The organism is Catenulispora sp. MAP12-49, from assembly GCF_041262705.1.
In the GTDB taxonomy this organism is placed as follows: domain Bacteria; phylum Actinomycetota; class Actinomycetes; order Streptomycetales; family Catenulisporaceae; genus Catenulispora.
On the sequence record NZ_JBGCCP010000005.1, the window covers coordinates 32,089 to 47,472 of the forward strand.

General features: G+C 71.6%; 16 protein-coding genes. 6 read left to right on the plus strand and 10 right to left on the minus strand.

Features of this window, described 5'->3' with window-relative positions; all coding sequences use genetic code 11:
- Positions 1-58: 58 nt before the first annotated feature.
- On the plus strand, positions 59-1,126 hold the full coding sequence (locus ABIA35_RS12585) for a sortase (RefSeq protein WP_370357998.1): 1,068 nt from the start codon (positions 59-61) through the stop codon (positions 1,124-1,126).
- Positions 1,127-1,160: 34 nt separating this feature from the next.
- Complete coding sequence (gene pstB / locus ABIA35_RS12590) at positions 1,161-2,045, plus strand: phosphate ABC transporter ATP-binding protein PstB (protein ID WP_370357999.1); 885 nt, start codon at positions 1,161-1,163, stop codon at positions 2,043-2,045.
- Positions 2,046-2,379: 334 nt separating this feature from the next.
- Here pstB and ABIA35_RS12595 read toward each other — a convergent pair whose 3' ends face one another.
- Positions 2,380-3,759: a condensation domain-containing protein gene (locus tag ABIA35_RS12595; protein WP_370358160.1), complete on the minus strand. Its 1,380-nt coding sequence runs from the start codon at positions 3,757-3,759 to the stop codon at positions 2,380-2,382.
- A gap of 149 nt (positions 3,760-3,908) precedes the next feature.
- On the minus strand, positions 3,909-4,535 hold the full coding sequence (locus ABIA35_RS12600; protein WP_370358000.1) for a TetR/AcrR family transcriptional regulator: 627 nt from the start codon (positions 4,533-4,535) through the stop codon (positions 3,909-3,911).
- 43 nt (positions 4,536-4,578) lie between these two features.
- Here ABIA35_RS12600 and ABIA35_RS12605 point away from each other — a divergent pair, with 43 nt between their 5' ends.
- A complete protein-coding gene (locus tag ABIA35_RS12605; protein ID WP_370358001.1) occupies positions 4,579-6,378 on the plus strand; it encodes a CDGSH iron-sulfur domain-containing protein in 1,800 nt (599 codons plus the stop codon).
- A gap of 26 nt (positions 6,379-6,404) precedes the next feature.
- On the opposite strand, the gene ABIA35_RS12610 is transcribed toward ABIA35_RS12605, so the two are convergent.
- The 8 genes from ABIA35_RS12610 to ABIA35_RS12645 form a co-directional block, all read right to left on the minus strand.
- Complete coding sequence (locus ABIA35_RS12610; protein ID WP_370337197.1) at positions 6,405-6,623, minus strand: ferredoxin; 219 nt, start codon at positions 6,621-6,623, stop codon at positions 6,405-6,407.
- A 1-nt stretch (position 6,624) separates the two neighbouring features.
- Entirely contained in the window at positions 6,625-7,881 is a 1,257-nt protein-coding gene (locus ABIA35_RS12615) for an NADH-ubiquinone oxidoreductase-F iron-sulfur binding region domain-containing protein (protein ID WP_370358002.1), read from the minus strand.
- Entirely contained in the window at positions 7,878-8,645 is a 768-nt protein-coding gene (locus ABIA35_RS12620) for a ferric reductase-like transmembrane domain-containing protein (RefSeq protein ID WP_370358003.1), read from the minus strand. Before ABIA35_RS12620 ends, ABIA35_RS12615 begins: the two co-directional genes overlap by 4 nt.
- A complete protein-coding gene (locus ABIA35_RS12625) occupies positions 8,642-9,709 on the minus strand; it encodes an FAD:protein FMN transferase (protein WP_370358004.1) in 1,068 nt (355 codons plus the stop codon). The genes ABIA35_RS12620 and ABIA35_RS12625 overlap by 4 nt, the downstream gene beginning before the upstream one ends.
- A gap of 3 nt (positions 9,710-9,712) precedes the next feature.
- Positions 9,713-10,021 carry a hypothetical protein gene (locus ABIA35_RS12630; protein WP_370337189.1) on the minus strand — a complete coding sequence of 103 codons (309 nt, stop codon included), beginning with the start codon at positions 10,019-10,021 and terminating at the stop codon, positions 9,713-9,715.
- A gap of 128 nt (positions 10,022-10,149) precedes the next feature.
- Complete coding sequence (locus ABIA35_RS12635; RefSeq protein ID WP_370337187.1) at positions 10,150-10,782, minus strand: hypothetical protein; 633 nt, start codon at positions 10,780-10,782, stop codon at positions 10,150-10,152.
- Between the two features lie 120 nt (positions 10,783-10,902).
- Positions 10,903-12,345, minus strand: coding sequence for an ATP-binding protein (locus ABIA35_RS12640; protein ID WP_370358005.1), 1,443 nt, complete (start codon positions 12,343-12,345; stop codon positions 10,903-10,905).
- A gap of 4 nt (positions 12,346-12,349) precedes the next feature.
- Positions 12,350-13,099 (minus strand): response regulator transcription factor, encoded by a 750-nt coding sequence (locus tag ABIA35_RS12645; RefSeq protein WP_370358006.1) that lies wholly within the window; start codon positions 13,097-13,099, stop codon positions 12,350-12,352.
- A 374-nt stretch (positions 13,100-13,473) separates the two neighbouring features.
- Here ABIA35_RS12645 and ABIA35_RS12650 point away from each other — a divergent pair, with 374 nt between their 5' ends.
- From ABIA35_RS12650 to ABIA35_RS12660, 3 genes are read left to right on the plus strand one after another with little or no spacing between them, the layout of a single operon-like run.
- The gene (locus tag ABIA35_RS12650; protein ID WP_370358007.1) at positions 13,474-13,695 is read left to right on the plus strand and encodes a hypothetical protein; all 222 of its coding nucleotides are present in this window, start codon (positions 13,474-13,476) and stop codon (positions 13,693-13,695) included.
- Positions 13,692-14,390 (plus strand): cytochrome b N-terminal domain-containing protein, encoded by a 699-nt coding sequence (locus ABIA35_RS12655; protein WP_370358008.1) that lies wholly within the window; start codon positions 13,692-13,694, stop codon positions 14,388-14,390. The genes ABIA35_RS12650 and ABIA35_RS12655 overlap by 4 nt, the downstream gene beginning before the upstream one ends.
- Complete coding sequence (locus tag ABIA35_RS12660) at positions 14,387-15,343, plus strand: hypothetical protein (RefSeq protein ID WP_370358009.1); 957 nt, start codon at positions 14,387-14,389, stop codon at positions 15,341-15,343. The genes ABIA35_RS12655 and ABIA35_RS12660 overlap by 4 nt, the downstream gene beginning before the upstream one ends.
- The last annotated feature ends 41 nt before the right edge of the window (positions 15,344-15,384 follow it).

Consider the following 15,384-nt stretch of genomic DNA (forward strand, 5'->3'; position numbering starts at 1 on the left):
TCGATACCGCCTGGCTTCCACCCCTTTCGCCGGTACCGAAGAAGAGGCGTGGCCGACCGTGAGCACCGAGAACGCGGACGATTTCGAGGACGAGAGCGCGGAGGACTCCGAAGAGGAAACCGCGGACGACTTCGACGACGAGCTCGAGGAGCAGGAACCCGAGGATGATCCGGCCCCCGGCCGCGCACAGCTTCTCGCATCCCGCCTCGCCGCGCGTCCCCCGTTCCGCCCCGCCCTGCGCCTGGCCCGCCGTCTCCGTGCCCTGATTCCCGACTGGCTGACCAAGGCGCTTCTGCTGCGGATGGCCGGCGTCGCGGTCTGCACGCTCGGCGTCGCCCTGTCCACGTTCGTCGCCGAGGTGGCGGTGCTCGGCCGCTTCGAGCACCGGCACGACCAGCAGATCGAGTACGCCGCCTTCCGCGCCGAACTCGCCGCGGGGACCGCCCCGATCGGCGCGCGCGACTACCGCGGCGTACCGCTCCAGCCGGGCGCACCGGTCGCGCTGCTGTCGATCCCGTCCATCGGCGTCGACGAAGTGGTCGCCGAGGGCACCACCGCGGCGGTCCTGGAATCGGGACCGGGCCTGGCGTCCGACACGGTGCTGCCCGGCCAGTCCGGGACGAGCGAGATCATGGCCCGCGCCGCCGCCTACGGCGGCCCGTTCCGCTACCTGGACCAGCTGCAGCCGGGCGACCGCGTCGAGGTCACCACCGGCCAGGGCGTGGCCGAGTACCGCGTGTCCGACGTCCGGCACAGCGGCGACCCGGAACCCGCGCGGCTGCGCGGCCAACTCGGCCGCCTCACCCTGGTCACCGCGACCGGGATCGCGTACGCCCCGGACGACGCGCTGCACGTCGACGCCGACCTGATCTCCGACGTCCAGCCCACCCCGCCGGGCCGCACCCCGCACCCGGGCTCGGAGCAGACCGCGATGGGCGAGGACCGCTACGCGCGGTGGGACGTCCTCGGCTGGGCCGCGGTGCTGGGCGCCGCGACGGTGCTGGCGTTCTGGGCCGGGCCGCGCTGGGGACGTGCCAAGACCTGGCTGGTCGCCGCGCCGGTGCTGCTCGTGGTGGGGCTGACGCTCGCGGACCGGATCGCGCTGCTGCTGCCCAACCTGACGTGACCCGCCTACCGAAGCACCACCTGGAGCGACCTCGATGACTGACAGCGATATCGGCCCCATCGGCCCCGTAGCCGCCGGCGGCGTTGCCACCGTGCCGGAAGCCCCGAACGCGCCGTACGAGCCGGACAGCCTGCCCCCGGCCGTCCCGGGCACCCTGGAGGCCCGCGCGATCTCGGCCTGGTTCGGCGACCGCAAGGTCCTGGACCGCGTCTCCCTGACCATGCCCGGCGGCCAGGTCACCGCCCTCATCGGCCCCTCCGGCTGCGGCAAGTCGACCTTCCTGCGCATCCTGAACCGCATGCACGAACTCGTGTCGTCAGCAGCCCTGGCCGGCGAGGTCCTCCTGGACGGCACCGACATCTACGACCCGACCATCCGCCTCACCCAGGCCCGGGCCCGCATCGGCATGGTCTTCCAGAAGCCGAACCCCTTCCCCGGCATGTCGATCTACGACAACGTGACCGCGGGCCTGAAGCTCACGGGCACCCGCCGCAACCGATCGGAGCAGGACGACATCGTCGAGTCCTGCCTCACCCGAGCGGGCCTGTGGAACGAGGTCTCCGACCGCCTGAAGCAACCCGGCGGCGCACTCTCCGGCGGCCAGCAGCAGCGCCTGTGCATCGCCCGCTCGCTCGCAGTCCGCCCCGAAGTACTGCTTATGGACGAACCCTGCTCCGCCCTGGACCCGACCTCGACCAACCGCATCGAGGAGACCATCCGCGAACTGGCCTCCGAGGTCACGATCGTCATCGTGACCCACAACATGCAGCAGGCCTCACGCGTCTCCCACAACTGCGCCTTCTTCCTGGCCTCCGCCGGCACCCCGGGCCGCATCGTGGAACACGGCCCGACCGAGGCGATGTTCAACTCGCCGCAGGACCAGCGGACGTCGGACTACGTGAACGGGCGGTTCGGCTGAGGCCGGAACGCAGCGCGAAGCGGCCGATACGGCCGAATACGGCCAATGCGGCGGCCGGACACCGATACTGTCCGGCCGCCGCTCAGCCATTGCCTCGCGGGACGCAAGCCGGACGGCGGCAGGGCCCCGAGCCCGTGAGCGGCGCGTGAGAAACGCAAGCGCGATGCAAACATTCGACCCCGTTCTCCCGCCTGATCACCGGGTGTACAACTGCCGATGGCACCACAGAGAGACCGACGCAGATCCCTGCGACCGTATCCGGCCTCTCTGGGCGTCGTCCCGCGGTCGACGCTCGTGGGGGGAGTCGACCGCGGGACTTGAAAACAAGGCTTTGTCATGTATCGATGTCTGGAGAGGTGCCGCTTTGTACCCCGGTCGGCAGGTCCGCGTCGTACACCGCGGCCACCAGCAGCGACTCGAGGTCCAGCATGAGCGCGTGCGCCCCGTCCGCGGACAGGTGGTGGGTGTCCACCTGGACCTCCAGCTCGAGCGCGTCCTGGACCGCACTGACTTGGACCATCAGCTTGTCGAGGTACGCCGCGAAGGGTTCGCCCCAGCGCAGAGTGCTCTCGGCCCGCGCGGCTTCCAGCTCCTGCCGCGAGGGCGGCGGCCCGGGCGGCTCGGTGTCGGCGCCGAGGCGGCGGTCGTTGAACAGGCAGGAGAGCTCGACGACTTCGCCGCGTTCGTCGTTGACGCGGGCGCGCAGTTCGTCCAGCCGCTGCGGGTCGTAGTACGCGTACTTCGAGCAGAGCGCGGAGGCCTGGTGGGTGCGGATCACGACCTCGTCGAAGGTGACGTCAGCGACGTCCACCACGAACAGACCGTTCACCGACAGCGGATGGGACACATCCGCGATCCCCGGCCGGAACCTGTTGCTGACGACCACCTGGATCAGCGCCGGGCTGATGCCGGTCGACCGCGCCACGGCCACGGCGTACCCGGCCAGCAGCACCGAGGACGCCGGGACGCCCACCCGGGCCGCGACTGCCTTCGACGCCAGGTGCACGGCGCGGGACTCGAAGAACGCCCGGCGATAGCGGTGCTCACCGCGATCGACGCGCGGACCGAAACGCAGGGGCGCCGCCGCACGCAGCAGGCGCTCCCAGTAGCGCAGCGAAGCCTCACTCTGCCGCTGACCGGAGGGCGTGCGCTGCATAGCGGCCAGCTCCAACGGCCCCATCGCCGACGCCTCGTTCTTCGGCGCACCGGTGACGGGATCCCGCTCGGCCAGCTCCTCGAGCATGACGGCGATCCCGGCCCCGTCCGTGGCGATGTGGGAGATCGTCACGACCACATGGCTGACCACACCCCGAGCCCGCACCGCCGCCATCCGGATCGGCCACTCCCGCGCATGGTCGAACGGCGTCGCGTCCCACCAGTCGGCCAACTCCCCCGCGACCTGACCGGGATCGCCGTCCTCCGCGACGTCAACGATGCCCAGCACCGCCTCCCCCGAACCCGCCACCTCCTGAACCAACGCGCCGTCCCCTCCCGGCCTGATCCGAGCACGCATCGACGCGTAACGGCACAGGAAGAAGGCAAGTTCCGCCGCGAGGTCCCCGACCGTCCTGCCATCCGTCACGGGCACCGCCCCGCCCATGCTCAGCGACGTACCGGCCTGCCCCATCAGCGCCCAGACCTTCTGCTGCCCCCAGGTCAGCTCCCCGACGCCACCACCGGGCCCCTCGAACGGCACGACGACCCAATCCGTCATACGCACCCCGCCCAGCATCGCCTCCGAAACCGGTCCAGCCATCGCCACCGCCCCCTCGAAACGTCGGAGCCCGGCCCCCATGCCCCGCTCCATCGTCGGCTAGGCGACTCAGTGATGCAAGACTCTGATAAATCTCAGCAAGAACACGATTACGCCGTCTGCCCGCCGACAGCCCGCCACACCAAAGCGGCAGTACGCATCGGCCAGTCGGCCGGAACCGGCTCGCCGGCCAAAGCACGGCCGTACCAGCTCCCGGTGCACATCGTCACGGCGACAGCCAGGTCCGCGTCCTCGTCGACGAGACCGAGGTGCTGAGCGGCTTCGAGGATGGCGGTAAGACGCTGCCGGCGGGGATGGATCACTCGGGCCTGGTAGCGCTCGCGGACCTGCAAGTCGGTGCTCTCTTGGAGCATGGTGCCGACCAGGGACAGGCGGCCGGGGCGTGAGACCTTGCGCTGGAAGTCGGTCAGTTCGGCGACCAGGGCGGCGAAGGGGTCCGCGATGGCCGGGGCCTCCGGGGGCGCCTCGGCCGGTGCTTCCTCGACGCTCGCTACGGCGGCCTCGGCCAGGGCGGCCTTGCCTGGCCAGCGGCGGTAGAGGGCCTGGCGGGTGGTGCCGGCCTCGGCGGCGACCGCCGCGATCGACATGCCCTCGTAGCCGAGTACCGCGAGCTGGCGCTTGGCCGCGGCGAGGATGCGGGTGTCGATGTCGCTGTCGCGCGCCCTTCCCTGGGCCGCCGATCGGGCTGTGACCTGTGGCGTTGGCTTCCGATGCACTCCTGGATTGTATCTATCCAATACAGACCTGTACCGTATTGGTGTGACCACAGGAAATGACGCCGCCACAGCGTCGCTGCCGGCGTTGCTCGCCGGGGTGCGCCGTGTCGGGCACCGAATACCGGACGACTTGTCGTCCCTCCTGGCCGAGTCGGTCATCAGGCCCCTGGTTCAGCTCGTCGGGCCCGACGCCGCCGGCACCGCAGCCGAGGCAAGCGACGGCGACGAGTTCTCCGTCGACGTCGACGCCGACGCCGAACTCTGGCGCCTCGCCCAAGAAGCCACCCGCCTACGCACCACCACCGAGGTCTCCGCCGACGCCTCTCCGCTGCTCATCGAGGCCACCGCCGCGCTCCAGAACATCACCTGCGAGTTGGCATCGGACCCGACAGAGGTCGCAGCGCGGATCGCACTGCTCACCGAGCTGCAATCCGGCCTGCCGACCAGCATCCAAGCCGCGCCCGACGGCCCCTACCTCGTCACCAACGCGCCCGAACTGACCACCTGGCTCGGCGAGCCGATACCGGTCCGTCCCGAGATGGCGCTGTGCCGCTGTGGAGACTCGGCCACCAAGCCGTTCTGCGACGGCGCCCACGCGAAGAACGGCTTCACCGGCGCCAAGAGCCCGGAGCGCGTGGCCGATCAGCAGGACTCGTATCCGGGCCAGCAGATCACCGTCCTCGACAACCGCGGGATCTGCGCGCACTCGGGCCTGTGCACCGATCGCCTCCCCACCGTGTTCCGCCAGGGCCGCGAACCCTTCGTGGCCCCGAGCGGAGGCCGCATGGACGAGATCGTCCGAGCAGTCCGCGACTGCCCGTCCGGGGCGCTGAGTTTCGCGATCGACGGCCGCGAGGCGCGCGACCAGGTCGACCAGGTCGACCAGGAATCCCGGCCGCCGGCCATCGAAGTCTCCAAAGACGGCCCCTACCGGGTCACCGGCTCGATCCCGCTCACCGGCCCGGACGGCGAGCCCGAGCCGCGCGCCGCGGGCGCCTCGACCGAGCACTACAGCCTGTGCCGGTGCGGCCAGTCCCAGAACAAGCCGTTCTGCAGCGGCATGCACTGGTACACCGACTTCCGGGACCCGCCGCCGCCCGCCGAGCCGACGCTGTTCCAGTGGGCCGGCGGCCTGCCGGCACTGACCAGGATGACTCGCATCTTCTATACGAAGTACGTGCCCGAGGACCCGCTGCTGGCACCGATCTTCGCGACCATGTCGCCGGACCACCCCGAACGCGTCGCGGCCTGGCTCGGCGAGACCTTCGGCGGCCCCACCCGGTACACCGACGCCTACGGCGGCTACGACCGCATGGTCAGCCAGCACGCGAACCGGTCGCTCACCGAGGAGCAGCGCGCACGCTGGGCGCAGCTCATCATCCGCTCCGCCGACGACGCCGGGCTGCCCCGCGATCCCGAGTTCCGTGCGGCGTTCGTCTCCTACATCGAGTGGGGCTCGCGCATCGCCGTGGAGAACTCCCAGCCGGGCGCCCAGCCGCCGCCGCACATGCCGGTCCCGCGCTGGTGGTGGGTCTGCGGCGCCACCCCGGACGCGCGGGTCTCCGCGCTGGCCGTACAACCCGACCCGGAAGGACCTGTCGTGACCCTGCCCGCCGACGACCAGCCGATCAGTTTCGAGGCCCATATCAGAGCCCTGTTCCGGGAGATGGACCGGCGGTCGATGAAATTCGTCTTCGACCTGTGGTCCCACGACGACGTCAGCCGGCACGCCGAGGCGATCCTCGGCCGGCTCCGGCAGGGTTCGATGCCGTGCGACGGCGCCTGGCCGACGGAGAAGACGGATGTCTTCGAGCGGTGGATCCAGGCGGGCAAGCCCGCATAGCCCTTCCGGCCCCCGGCCAACCCCGGCTAACCCCGGCCCACGAGCCGCAAAGCCAGCACCGGACAAACCTTCACGGCGTGCTCGGCATGATGAATCAGGTGCGGCGGAACAGGGCCGGGGGCCAGAACCGGGTAGTTCCAGGGATCCGCGGTGATCATCTCGGGGAAGGCCTCGCTGCACAGCCCGTGGCCTTCGCACTTGATCGGGTCCACACGCAGGGTGCGCTCCTGATGTCGTCCGGGCATGTCACACCTTCGCCGGGAGAGGGAGGATCGGGGTACGGCGGAGCCCCTGGCAGGGACCGCGCTCGCTGTGGCTGCGGACGTCGTCCGCGAACTCTGTCAGGGCACTGCCGATCAGCCGCACCGCGCCGTCGGGGTGGTGACACGCGCCGCGACCGACGACGTAGGGCGACAGCGCGGCGATGGTTCCCGGTCCCTGACCGCCGCCGCGCACGGCGAGCGCCGCCAAGGCATCGGCAAGGGCGGGAAGGCCGTTCAGACACGGCCCGCACTGCTTGGCGCTCTGGTCGGCCAGGTATCTCGCCACCCGCGCGGTCTCGGCCAGACCGCACGACGCGGCGGGCAAAGCGAGGAAGACGCCCGCACCCATCGCGGCACCAGCCGCGTGCAGCCCGCGCGGGCTGATCGGGGCGGCGGCGAAGCGGTCGGCGCGCAGCCAGGCGCCGAAGTAACCGCCGGCAAGGACCGCGCCCAAGGGCTCCGTGGGTCCACCGGCGACCGCCAGCAGATCCGCGCCGGAGACGCCCAGTCCGATCTCGTAAACCCCCGGCGCCGCAACGGCTCCGGCCACAGTGACCAGCGCCGTTCCCGGCGCGTCAGGGGTTCCGGCGGTGCGGAACCAGGCGGCGCCGTGCCGGACCACCAGGGCGAGCTGCGCCAGCGTCTCGACGTTGTCGACCAACGTGGGCCGGCCCCGGACGCCGCGCTCGAAAGGGCGCGGCGGCGTGTACAGCGGCAGGGCCGGACCGCCGTTGAGCAGGTGCACCAGTGAGCTCTCCTCGCTGGCGACGTAACGGTTCGGCACCTCGACGACGGCGGTGTCCACGTCCGGCGTTCCCGCCGCCACTCGCTCGGAGAACGCGCGCCGCAGAGTATTGCGAAGCTCGCTTTGGTCCTCGTGGATACACAGGTATGCCCGCTCCGCACGGACGGCCCGCGCCGCAAGCGTGATGCCGTCGAGGACCGCATGCGGCGCCTTCAGCAGAAGGCTGCGATCCTTGGCGCTGGCGGGCTCGCCCTCGCATCCGTTGGCGATCACGACCGCACCAGAGCGCCGAGCGTTTCCCGCGACGGTGCGCAGCTTGCGTCCGGTCGGGAACGCGGCGCCGCCGCGCCCGGTCAGTCCGGAGCTTTCGACGGTGTCGATGATCTGCGCGGCGTCGGCGGTGGGCAGCGGTCCGTGGCAACGGACGTGCGTCGCCAGGTCGGCGTAGTCGACGCCGGTCGCGGTGAGGCGCTGCGTGACGATCGTGACGCTCATGGTGCGCTCCCCGAACCGGTACCGTCCGTCGGGGCCGACGAGTGCTTTTGTTCCAGGAGCACCGCCGGTGTTCCGGACCGCGAGGCCCAGCCAGGACGCAGCGGCCCCACGATCGTCCACACCGTCACGGCGATCGTGAGCGCGGCCGCGGTCACGCCGGCGACCACGCGAGCCGTGGCGTGCTCGGGCCAACCGGACGCCAGCCGCCACACGCCGGCCAGCAGCACGGCCGCCACGCAGGCCACCGTCACCCCGAGCACGAACGGCTGCTTGGTGTCCGATCCCGTCCCCAGGCTGTGGATGACCGCGGACGGCCAGCACGCGTAGGCCGCCCAGTGGACCAGCCGCCATAGACGGGCACTGATTCGCGTCCGCAGCAGGCTCGTGATCGTCACGGCGACCAGCAGATCGAAGGCGACGGTCCCGAACCCGAGCCACACCGGGCGGTACGACGAGGCGAACGGCACGACGACCGACAGCCACCCGACCGGCGCGTAGCTGTCGACGACCGCGGTGAGGATGTGCAGGCCGAGGAACGCCAGCACCAGCAGCGACAGGTTCCGGTGCACGCCGAGCGTGACCAGCCGCGGCCACCGCCGCGAGGCCGCGCGGACCTGCACGATGATGCCGAGCACCACGCTGCCGGTGAGCAGGATCAGGGCTATGACACCGGTGGCCCGGGTCGCGTACCAGAGCCAGCTGTTCGAGGCGACCACGTTGGAGGCGACGACGTTCGAGGCGGCCACGTTCGACGCGAGGATCATGGCCGGCTGCCGGGGAGACGATGCGGAGACGGACGCGAGGCGGTCGCGACGCCGAGCTTCGGCAGGGCGCTGACGGCGGGAATGCCGGTGCCCGCGCTGCCAGGGCCGTCCGGGCTGTCCGGGTCGGCCGGCCAGCCGCCGACCGTCACCGCCGAACCGTCGGTGTGCACCAGGCGCGCGGGCAGGCTCAGCCCGGCGAGCCAGCGCGCGGCGGCGTGGCCGCGCACGATGGCGGCGGTGGCCGCGACGTTGGCGTCCAGGCAGGTGGCCGCGGCGACCGAGACGGTGCGCCAGGCGCCGTCGGTGGGCCTGCCGGTGCGCGGGTCGACGATGTGGTGGACCGTGACGCGCCGCGGCACCGTCTCGTCGGACCAGACCTGCCAGGCCCGCACCACGGTGCTCGACGTGGCCAGCCCGCCCTCGGTGACGACGACGGTCTGGCCGGGGAGGTCGTCGCCGCTGCGGTGGTCCTCGGTGACCCGGACGCGCCAGCCGCCCTCGGGCGCCGGTCCGCACACCGCGATGTCCCCGCTCAGGCTCACCAGGACGCCGCTGCCGGTCACGGTGGCCGCGCGTCCGGCGGCGCGATCGGCGGCCAGCGCCTTCGCGGTGGCGCCGAAATCCAGCGCGGTCCCGACCGGGATCCGGACCGCGGACCGCGCCTCGTCCCAGTCGACGGCGCGCCATCCGGCCCCGGGCCGGGGCACCGCCGGTCGTACGGGCGCGGTCGCGAGCTCCGCGAAGTCCCTGTCGTAGCCGAGGGCCCGCATCGAGGCGCCGCAGGTCGGGTCCACGTCGCCGTCGGTGGCCCGGGCCGCCCAGAGCGCGGCGCTCAACGCCTCGGCGAACAACGGGCCGACTTCGACGTACTCCCCCGCTCGGGCATTGACCCGGGACAGCTCGGAGTCGTCGCGAAAGCGGCTGCAGGCCAGGTCGATCGCCTCGACCTCGGCCCGGACCGCCTCGGTCGCCGGTCCGACGGCGTCGGGGTCCGTGGTCAGGACGACCGCGAGTCCGCCGAGTGCTGCGAACTCGGTGCGGCCGACCGCTGCGTCCGCCGCCATGGCTCAGGACCCGCCGGACCTGACGTGGCTTCCGCCTCCGGAACCCTGCTGGGGCGCGGTCCCGGGCCCCTGGATGCCGTTGCTGCCGCCGGAGTTCGAGGATCCGCCGGTTCCGGTGCCGGTCGAGCCGGAGTCGCCGGGGTTCCCGGAGCTGCCGAGATGCGGCAGATGGGTCGGCAGCAGATGCGCGAACCCGGCGCCGAGGACCACGGCCCCGATCGCCGCGAGGCTCCCGATCCGCCAGGTCAGGTGGCCGACCCGGCTGACCGCACGGTCCCGGGCGGCGACGGCGTCGCGCGTTCTGGCGTCCATCAGCTCGGCTCCCATCGGCCCCCGTGCCGGATCATGCGGTTTCCTCCCCCACCAGCCTTCCCCGCGGACATAAGAAAAGGGTTCGGAAGTCCTACAGAAAAGGTAAAGATCCGCTCAATCGCACCGAATCACTGCCACCGGGACGACAGGTGTGCCGCCAGCATCGCGAACACCAGGCCGCCGGCCAGCCCGGCCACGGTCACCGACCAGCGCAGGGCGCTCCCGCCGACGGCCGTCGCGGCGCCGCGCATCCGACGGACGCCCGGCATGTCGGAGGCGACCAGCCGGGGCAGGCGCCACAGGTAGGCCAGGACGTGGATGGTCATGGCGCCGGCCCAGACGATGAAGAAGCCCTTGTGCAGGAACAGCATCGGCAGGCCCAGGACCGTCTCGGACTTCGCGAAGCCCAGCAGGATGCCGGTCACCAGGACCGCGCAGGAAGTCAGCACGACCAACGGCCCCAGCACCCGCAACAGGATCATCGGGGGCCCCTTGCGCACGTACGCCGGCTTGCGCGTGTAGTAGCGCGCGAAGCGGTAGACCGTGCTGCAGATCTTCACGCACACCGGCCCGACCAGCAGGAAGCCGAAGAAGTAGTGCCAGTAGAGCATGCCGTCGAGTTCCAGGATCGTGACGCCCTCGATCGCGAACAGGACGAGCAGGAGCGAGCCGGTGATCGCGGTGAGGCGCTCGTTGCCTTCGGCGCCGGCGGCGGCACGGGTCTCACTCGCTCCTGGCGCTGGCGTAACAAGCGCGGTCAAGCGCGGTCCTTCCGGCGGGGGTCGATCGTGGGGCGGACGGGACACAGCATGCCGCGTCGGTTCTTCAGAAAAGGCAAAGAAAACCGCTGCACATATATAAGGTGCCGACACGGCTCGGGATCACGCCGCCGGGAGCTCCACGACCACGGTGAGGCCGCCGGTGTCGGTGGCGGTACGGGCATCGGGGTCCGTGTCGGCGCCGGTGCCCGTGCCGGAGTTGGTGCCGGTGTCGGTGTCGGCCAACCGGACCTCGCCGCCGTTCGCGGACACCAGGCGATCCACGATCGCCAGTCCCAGGCCGCTTCCCGTGCCGCTGCTGGTGCCGAACCTGCGGAAGGCGGTCTGCTTGGCCGCCGGGCTCATGCCGGGGCCGTTGTCGATGACGCGTACGACGACGCGGTCGCGCTCGCGGTCGGCGTGCGCCTCGACGCGGACGTGGCCGCCGGCCGGGACCGCGGCCAGCGCGTTCGCGATGAGGTTGTCGAGGATCTGCTCCAGATCGCCCGGCGCCAGTACGGCCGGCAGCGGACCGCCGTCGGGCGGGGCGACGGCGGTCAGATGCTGGCCGTGCTCGTGGGCCAAAGGCTCCCAGGCCACGACGCGCTCCGCCGCGATGTCAGCCACCGGCACGGCTTCGCGGCGTGCGACGACCGACTCGGCGCGGGCGACGGCGAGAAGGCCGTCGACGAGGCGGGAGAGGCGCTCGATCTCTTCCTGGACGCCGATCAGTTCGGCGGCGAGGTCGGCGGGGCGGCCGGCTTGCTCGGCAGCCTCCCCGACCTCCCCGACCAGCACGTCCAACCGCAGTCGCAGCGCGGTCAGCGGTGTCCGCAGCTGATGCGAGACGTCGGCGACCCATCCGCGGTGCCCGTGCACCAGCGTCTCGGTGCGCTCGGCCATGCGATTGAAGGTCTCGGCGAGTCTGCGCACCTCCGGCGGCCCGCTCTCGGCCGGGGCCCGCACGTCGAGCGCGCCCTCGCCCAACCGGGACGCGGCGGTGTCGAGGGCGAGCAGCGGCCGGGCGACCCAGCGAGCCAGCGCGTAGGCCAGGGCCACACCGAGGCCCAGGCAGGCGGCGGCGGTCAGCGCGAGCCAGCCCCACATGACGTCGACCCGGTGGTCAAGCGATTCAGCCGAGCGCGCGAAGACCACGGCGCCGGCATCGTCGTCGTCGCCGACCGGAATCGCCGCGCGCAGCCAGTCCCCGTCGCGGGCGACGATCTGGGTACGGGCCGAGAGCGCGCGGCGGGCCAGGGCGACCGCCGAGGCGTCCTTCGCGGTGCCGCAGGCGGTCGAGGCGATGACGGTCGCCGCGGCGGTGTAGACGGCCGCGCAGTCCCCATGCCGCTGCGCATCGGCGACCGCCTGGTCCATCGGCCCGGGGGCATGGTGGTCGTCGAGGGTCTCCTCCGCGGCGGCTGTCAGCTGGCGCGCGTCGGAGATGGTGGCGAACCGGAACGACTGCTCCTCGCGCGACTGCATCGCCGCGCCGAGCGGCAGAACGGCAGCCACGAGCAGGACCGCGACGAGCGCGGCGAAGGCCAGGGCGATGCGGCGGGTCATCGGGTCAGGCTTCTGACGGGGGCGGCGCGGGCTGCTGAGATCCCGGTGCGGCCGGTACGGCCGGTACCGTCGGCGCGGCGACCCGGCCGAGCCGGAACCCGCGTCCGTACACGGTCTCGACCAGCCCCTCGACCCCGAGCTTGCGGCGCAGCGCGGCGACGTGGACGTCGAGCACCTTCGTCGGCCCGTACCAGTTCGCGTCCCAGGCCCGCTCCAGCAGCTCCTGCCGGGAGACCACACGGCCCGGGTCGGCGGTCAGGCACTCGAGGATGTCGAACTCCTTCGGCGTGAGCATCACCTCGGCGCCCGAGACGGTGACGCGGCGGGTGCGCGGGTCCACGGCCAGCGGTCCGTGCAGGTACACCGCGGGTCCCGCCGGGCGGACCCGGCGCAGCACCGCGCGCACTCTGGCCAGCAGCTCGGCCAGGCCGAACGGTTTCACCAGGTAGTCATCGGCGCCCTCGTCCAGGGTCGCGACCCGGTCGCGCTCCTCGCCACGGGCGGTCACGACGATGATCGCCGCGTCGCCCCGACGGCGCAGGCGCCGGCACACCTCGACGCCGTCCAGGTCCGGCAGACCCAGGTCGAGCAGCACCACGTCGGCCGGCGGGGCGTCGAGCGCGTCCGCGCCGGTGCTCGCGGTGTCGACCACGTACCCGGCCCGGGCCAGGCCGCGGACCAGCGACTGGGCGATCCCGGCGTCGTCCTCGACCACCAGGATCCGGGCTCCGGCTTCGGTTCCGATCCTCTCCACGGCCCCAACCCTAAACGCCCGAAAGGCATATCCCCTCTGACCACGAGGTCAGCGGCCTAATGAGGCATAAGCGCCAGAGCGCTGCACTACGGACCGGTTCGTAGATGTCGGTCATGCGGCACCGGACGGCCGCGGCGGAAGCCTAGGCCGCACCGCGATCGGCAGGGCGCCGGCCACAACGCACGCACCCGTAATTGGTTTCCCGGCCACCCGCACGTAGTGCCTGTTTGGCGCCAGACCATTGACATACGAGTTCTTATTTAACCAGAATCACGCGGCGACGGCCGTCTTCACCCGTTCCCGGACCACCCGGTCCGGGACCCGACCCTGCCCTCGCCGCCCCACCCGGCGGCTCGCACTCGATGAGGACACCAGTGACCACCGCACTCGCCGCCACACCCGCCACGCCGGGCGACCCACACCTCGCCTTCGCACCACCCGTGAACCTCAGCGGCCACGGGCACTACCTGCACTGGGGATTCGTCCAGATCTCCGCCGCCAACACCGTCATGATCGTGCTCATCGGCGTGGCCTTCCTGGCCGCGCTGTTCGTGCCGTTCCCCAAGCCCAAGCCGAAGGGACGGGACGGCGAATGACCGACCTGATCGAGGAGAAGACGCTGCCGGAGCCGATGCCGGAACCGGAGCCGGCCGGCGGCTGGACCGGCGCGCTGCGGCGCCGCATCGTCGAGACCATGCCGCCGGAGCAACTGCTTCCGGACACGCAGCCGGCGTACGTGGCGTCCTGGATCTACGTCTTCGGGGTGCTCACCCTGACGGCGTTCCTGACCGTCGTCGGCACCGGGACCGTGCTCACGCTCAAGGGCGCGGCCTGGTGGCACGTGTCGGGCACCGGGCACTTCGTGAACAGCCTGCACCTGTGGTCGGTGGAGCTGTTCATGACGTTCATGTCGGTGCACCTGATCGCCAAGTTCTTCATGGCGGCCTGGCGCGGCAAGCGGGCGCTGACCTGGATCACCGGCGTGATCGCGCTGGGCGCCTCGGCGTTCACCGCGCTGACCGGGTACCTGATCCAGCAGAACTTCGACTCCCAGTGGATCGCGACCCAGGCCAAGGACGGGCTGAACTCGATCGGGGTCGGCGCGTACTTCAACACGATGGACTTCGGGCAGATGCTGATCTGGCACGTCGCACTGCTGCCGCTGGTCGTGTCGGTCATCGTGGTGCTGCACATCCTGCTGGTGCGGCGACGGGGCGTGGTACCGCCGCTGGCACTGGGGAACGCCGCCGGGAACGCCGCCGCGAACGTCGCCGAGGAGGTGGAGGCGTGAAGCGCCGCGCACACACCGAGCCGGACCCGTACTCGTTCGGGTCGCGGCCGTACGACCTGGTGAAAGAGTTCGTGATCGCGCTGGTCGCAGTGGTGGTGCTCACCGTCGTGCTGGCCGCGGCGTTCTCCTCGCCGGACGTGAAGCCGATGACGATCGCGTCCTGGGCGACCAGCGACCCCGGCGACTTCACGACCACGGCCCTGGCCGAACTCGACGGCAGCAGCACGACCGCCGGGTACGGACCGCCGTACAACACCGCCGCCGAGGGGCAGAAGCTCGGGCCGTTCGCGATCGCGAAGATGGCCGGGGTCACGCACCCGATCGACACGGTCGACGCCTTCGTCCTGAAGCCGCTGTCGGCGGTACCGCAGAACCCCGCGGTGACGGCCGCGATCGGCACCTGGAAGGCGGCGGACGGCGACAAGCAGACGGCGTGGACCGGCGCGTACTCCACCGCGCTGGACAAGGCCGGCGGCGACCCGACGAAGGTCGCGCCCGGGGACTTCGGACCGGTGCCGCTGATGCTGGCGCAGCTGCTGAACCAGGCGCAGGCCGGCTCGCTGGAGGGCCAGCTGATGTCCGAGGACGGTTTCTACCACTCGGACTACACGCTGCCGCTGCTGTTGCTGGCCGACGGCAGCGACCTGGCCGCCGAGGCGCAGACGCAGCATCTGGCCGGGACGCAGTGGGGGATGATGAACGAGGTCGGGAACTTCCCGGGCCAGGTGTGGCTCGCGCCGTACACGTTCTGGTATCAGATCTCGCCCTACAAGACCTCCGGCAACGGCGACGCGCTGGTGTGGGGGACGATGGGGTTGGTCGGGGCGGTGTTGCTGTTCCTGCCGTTCATCCCCGGCCTGCGGTCGATACCTCGATTGGTGCCGGTGTACCGGCTGATCTGGCGGCATCACTACCGGACGCAGAAACAGAAGCAGGCGGCCGCAGAGGTCTGATGTTGCTTTTGCTTTGAACGGGACCGGCCGTGGTGTGCGTG

Bases quoted from the DNA above. Each gene is read 5' to 3' on its own strand.
- pstB (WP_370357999.1), top strand. From the start codon at position 1,161: ATGACTGACAGCGATATCGGCCCCATCGGCCCCGTAGCCGCCGGCGGC.
- ABIA35_RS12595 (WP_370358160.1), bottom strand. From the start codon at position 3,759: ATGACGGATTGGGTCGTCGTGCCGTTCGAGGGGCCCGGTGGTGGCGTC.
- ABIA35_RS12610 (WP_370337197.1), bottom strand. From the start codon at position 6,623: ATGCCCGGACGACATCAGGAGCGCACCCTGCGTGTGGACCCGATCAAG.
- ABIA35_RS12615 (WP_370358002.1), bottom strand. From the start codon at position 7,881: ATGAGCGTCACGATCGTCACGCAGCGCCTCACCGCGACCGGCGTCGAC.
- ABIA35_RS12620 (WP_370358003.1), bottom strand. From the start codon at position 8,645: ATGATCCTCGCGTCGAACGTGGCCGCCTCGAACGTCGTCGCCTCCAAC.
- ABIA35_RS12625 (WP_370358004.1), bottom strand. From the start codon at position 9,709: ATGGCGGCGGACGCAGCGGTCGGCCGCACCGAGTTCGCAGCACTCGGC.
- ABIA35_RS12630 (WP_370337189.1), bottom strand. From the start codon at position 10,021: ATGGACGCCAGAACGCGCGACGCCGTCGCCGCCCGGGACCGTGCGGTC.
- ABIA35_RS12640 (WP_370358005.1), bottom strand. From the start codon at position 12,345: ATGACCCGCCGCATCGCCCTGGCCTTCGCCGCGCTCGTCGCGGTCCTG.
- ABIA35_RS12655 (WP_370358008.1), top strand. From the start codon at position 13,692: ATGACCGACCTGATCGAGGAGAAGACGCTGCCGGAGCCGATGCCGGAA.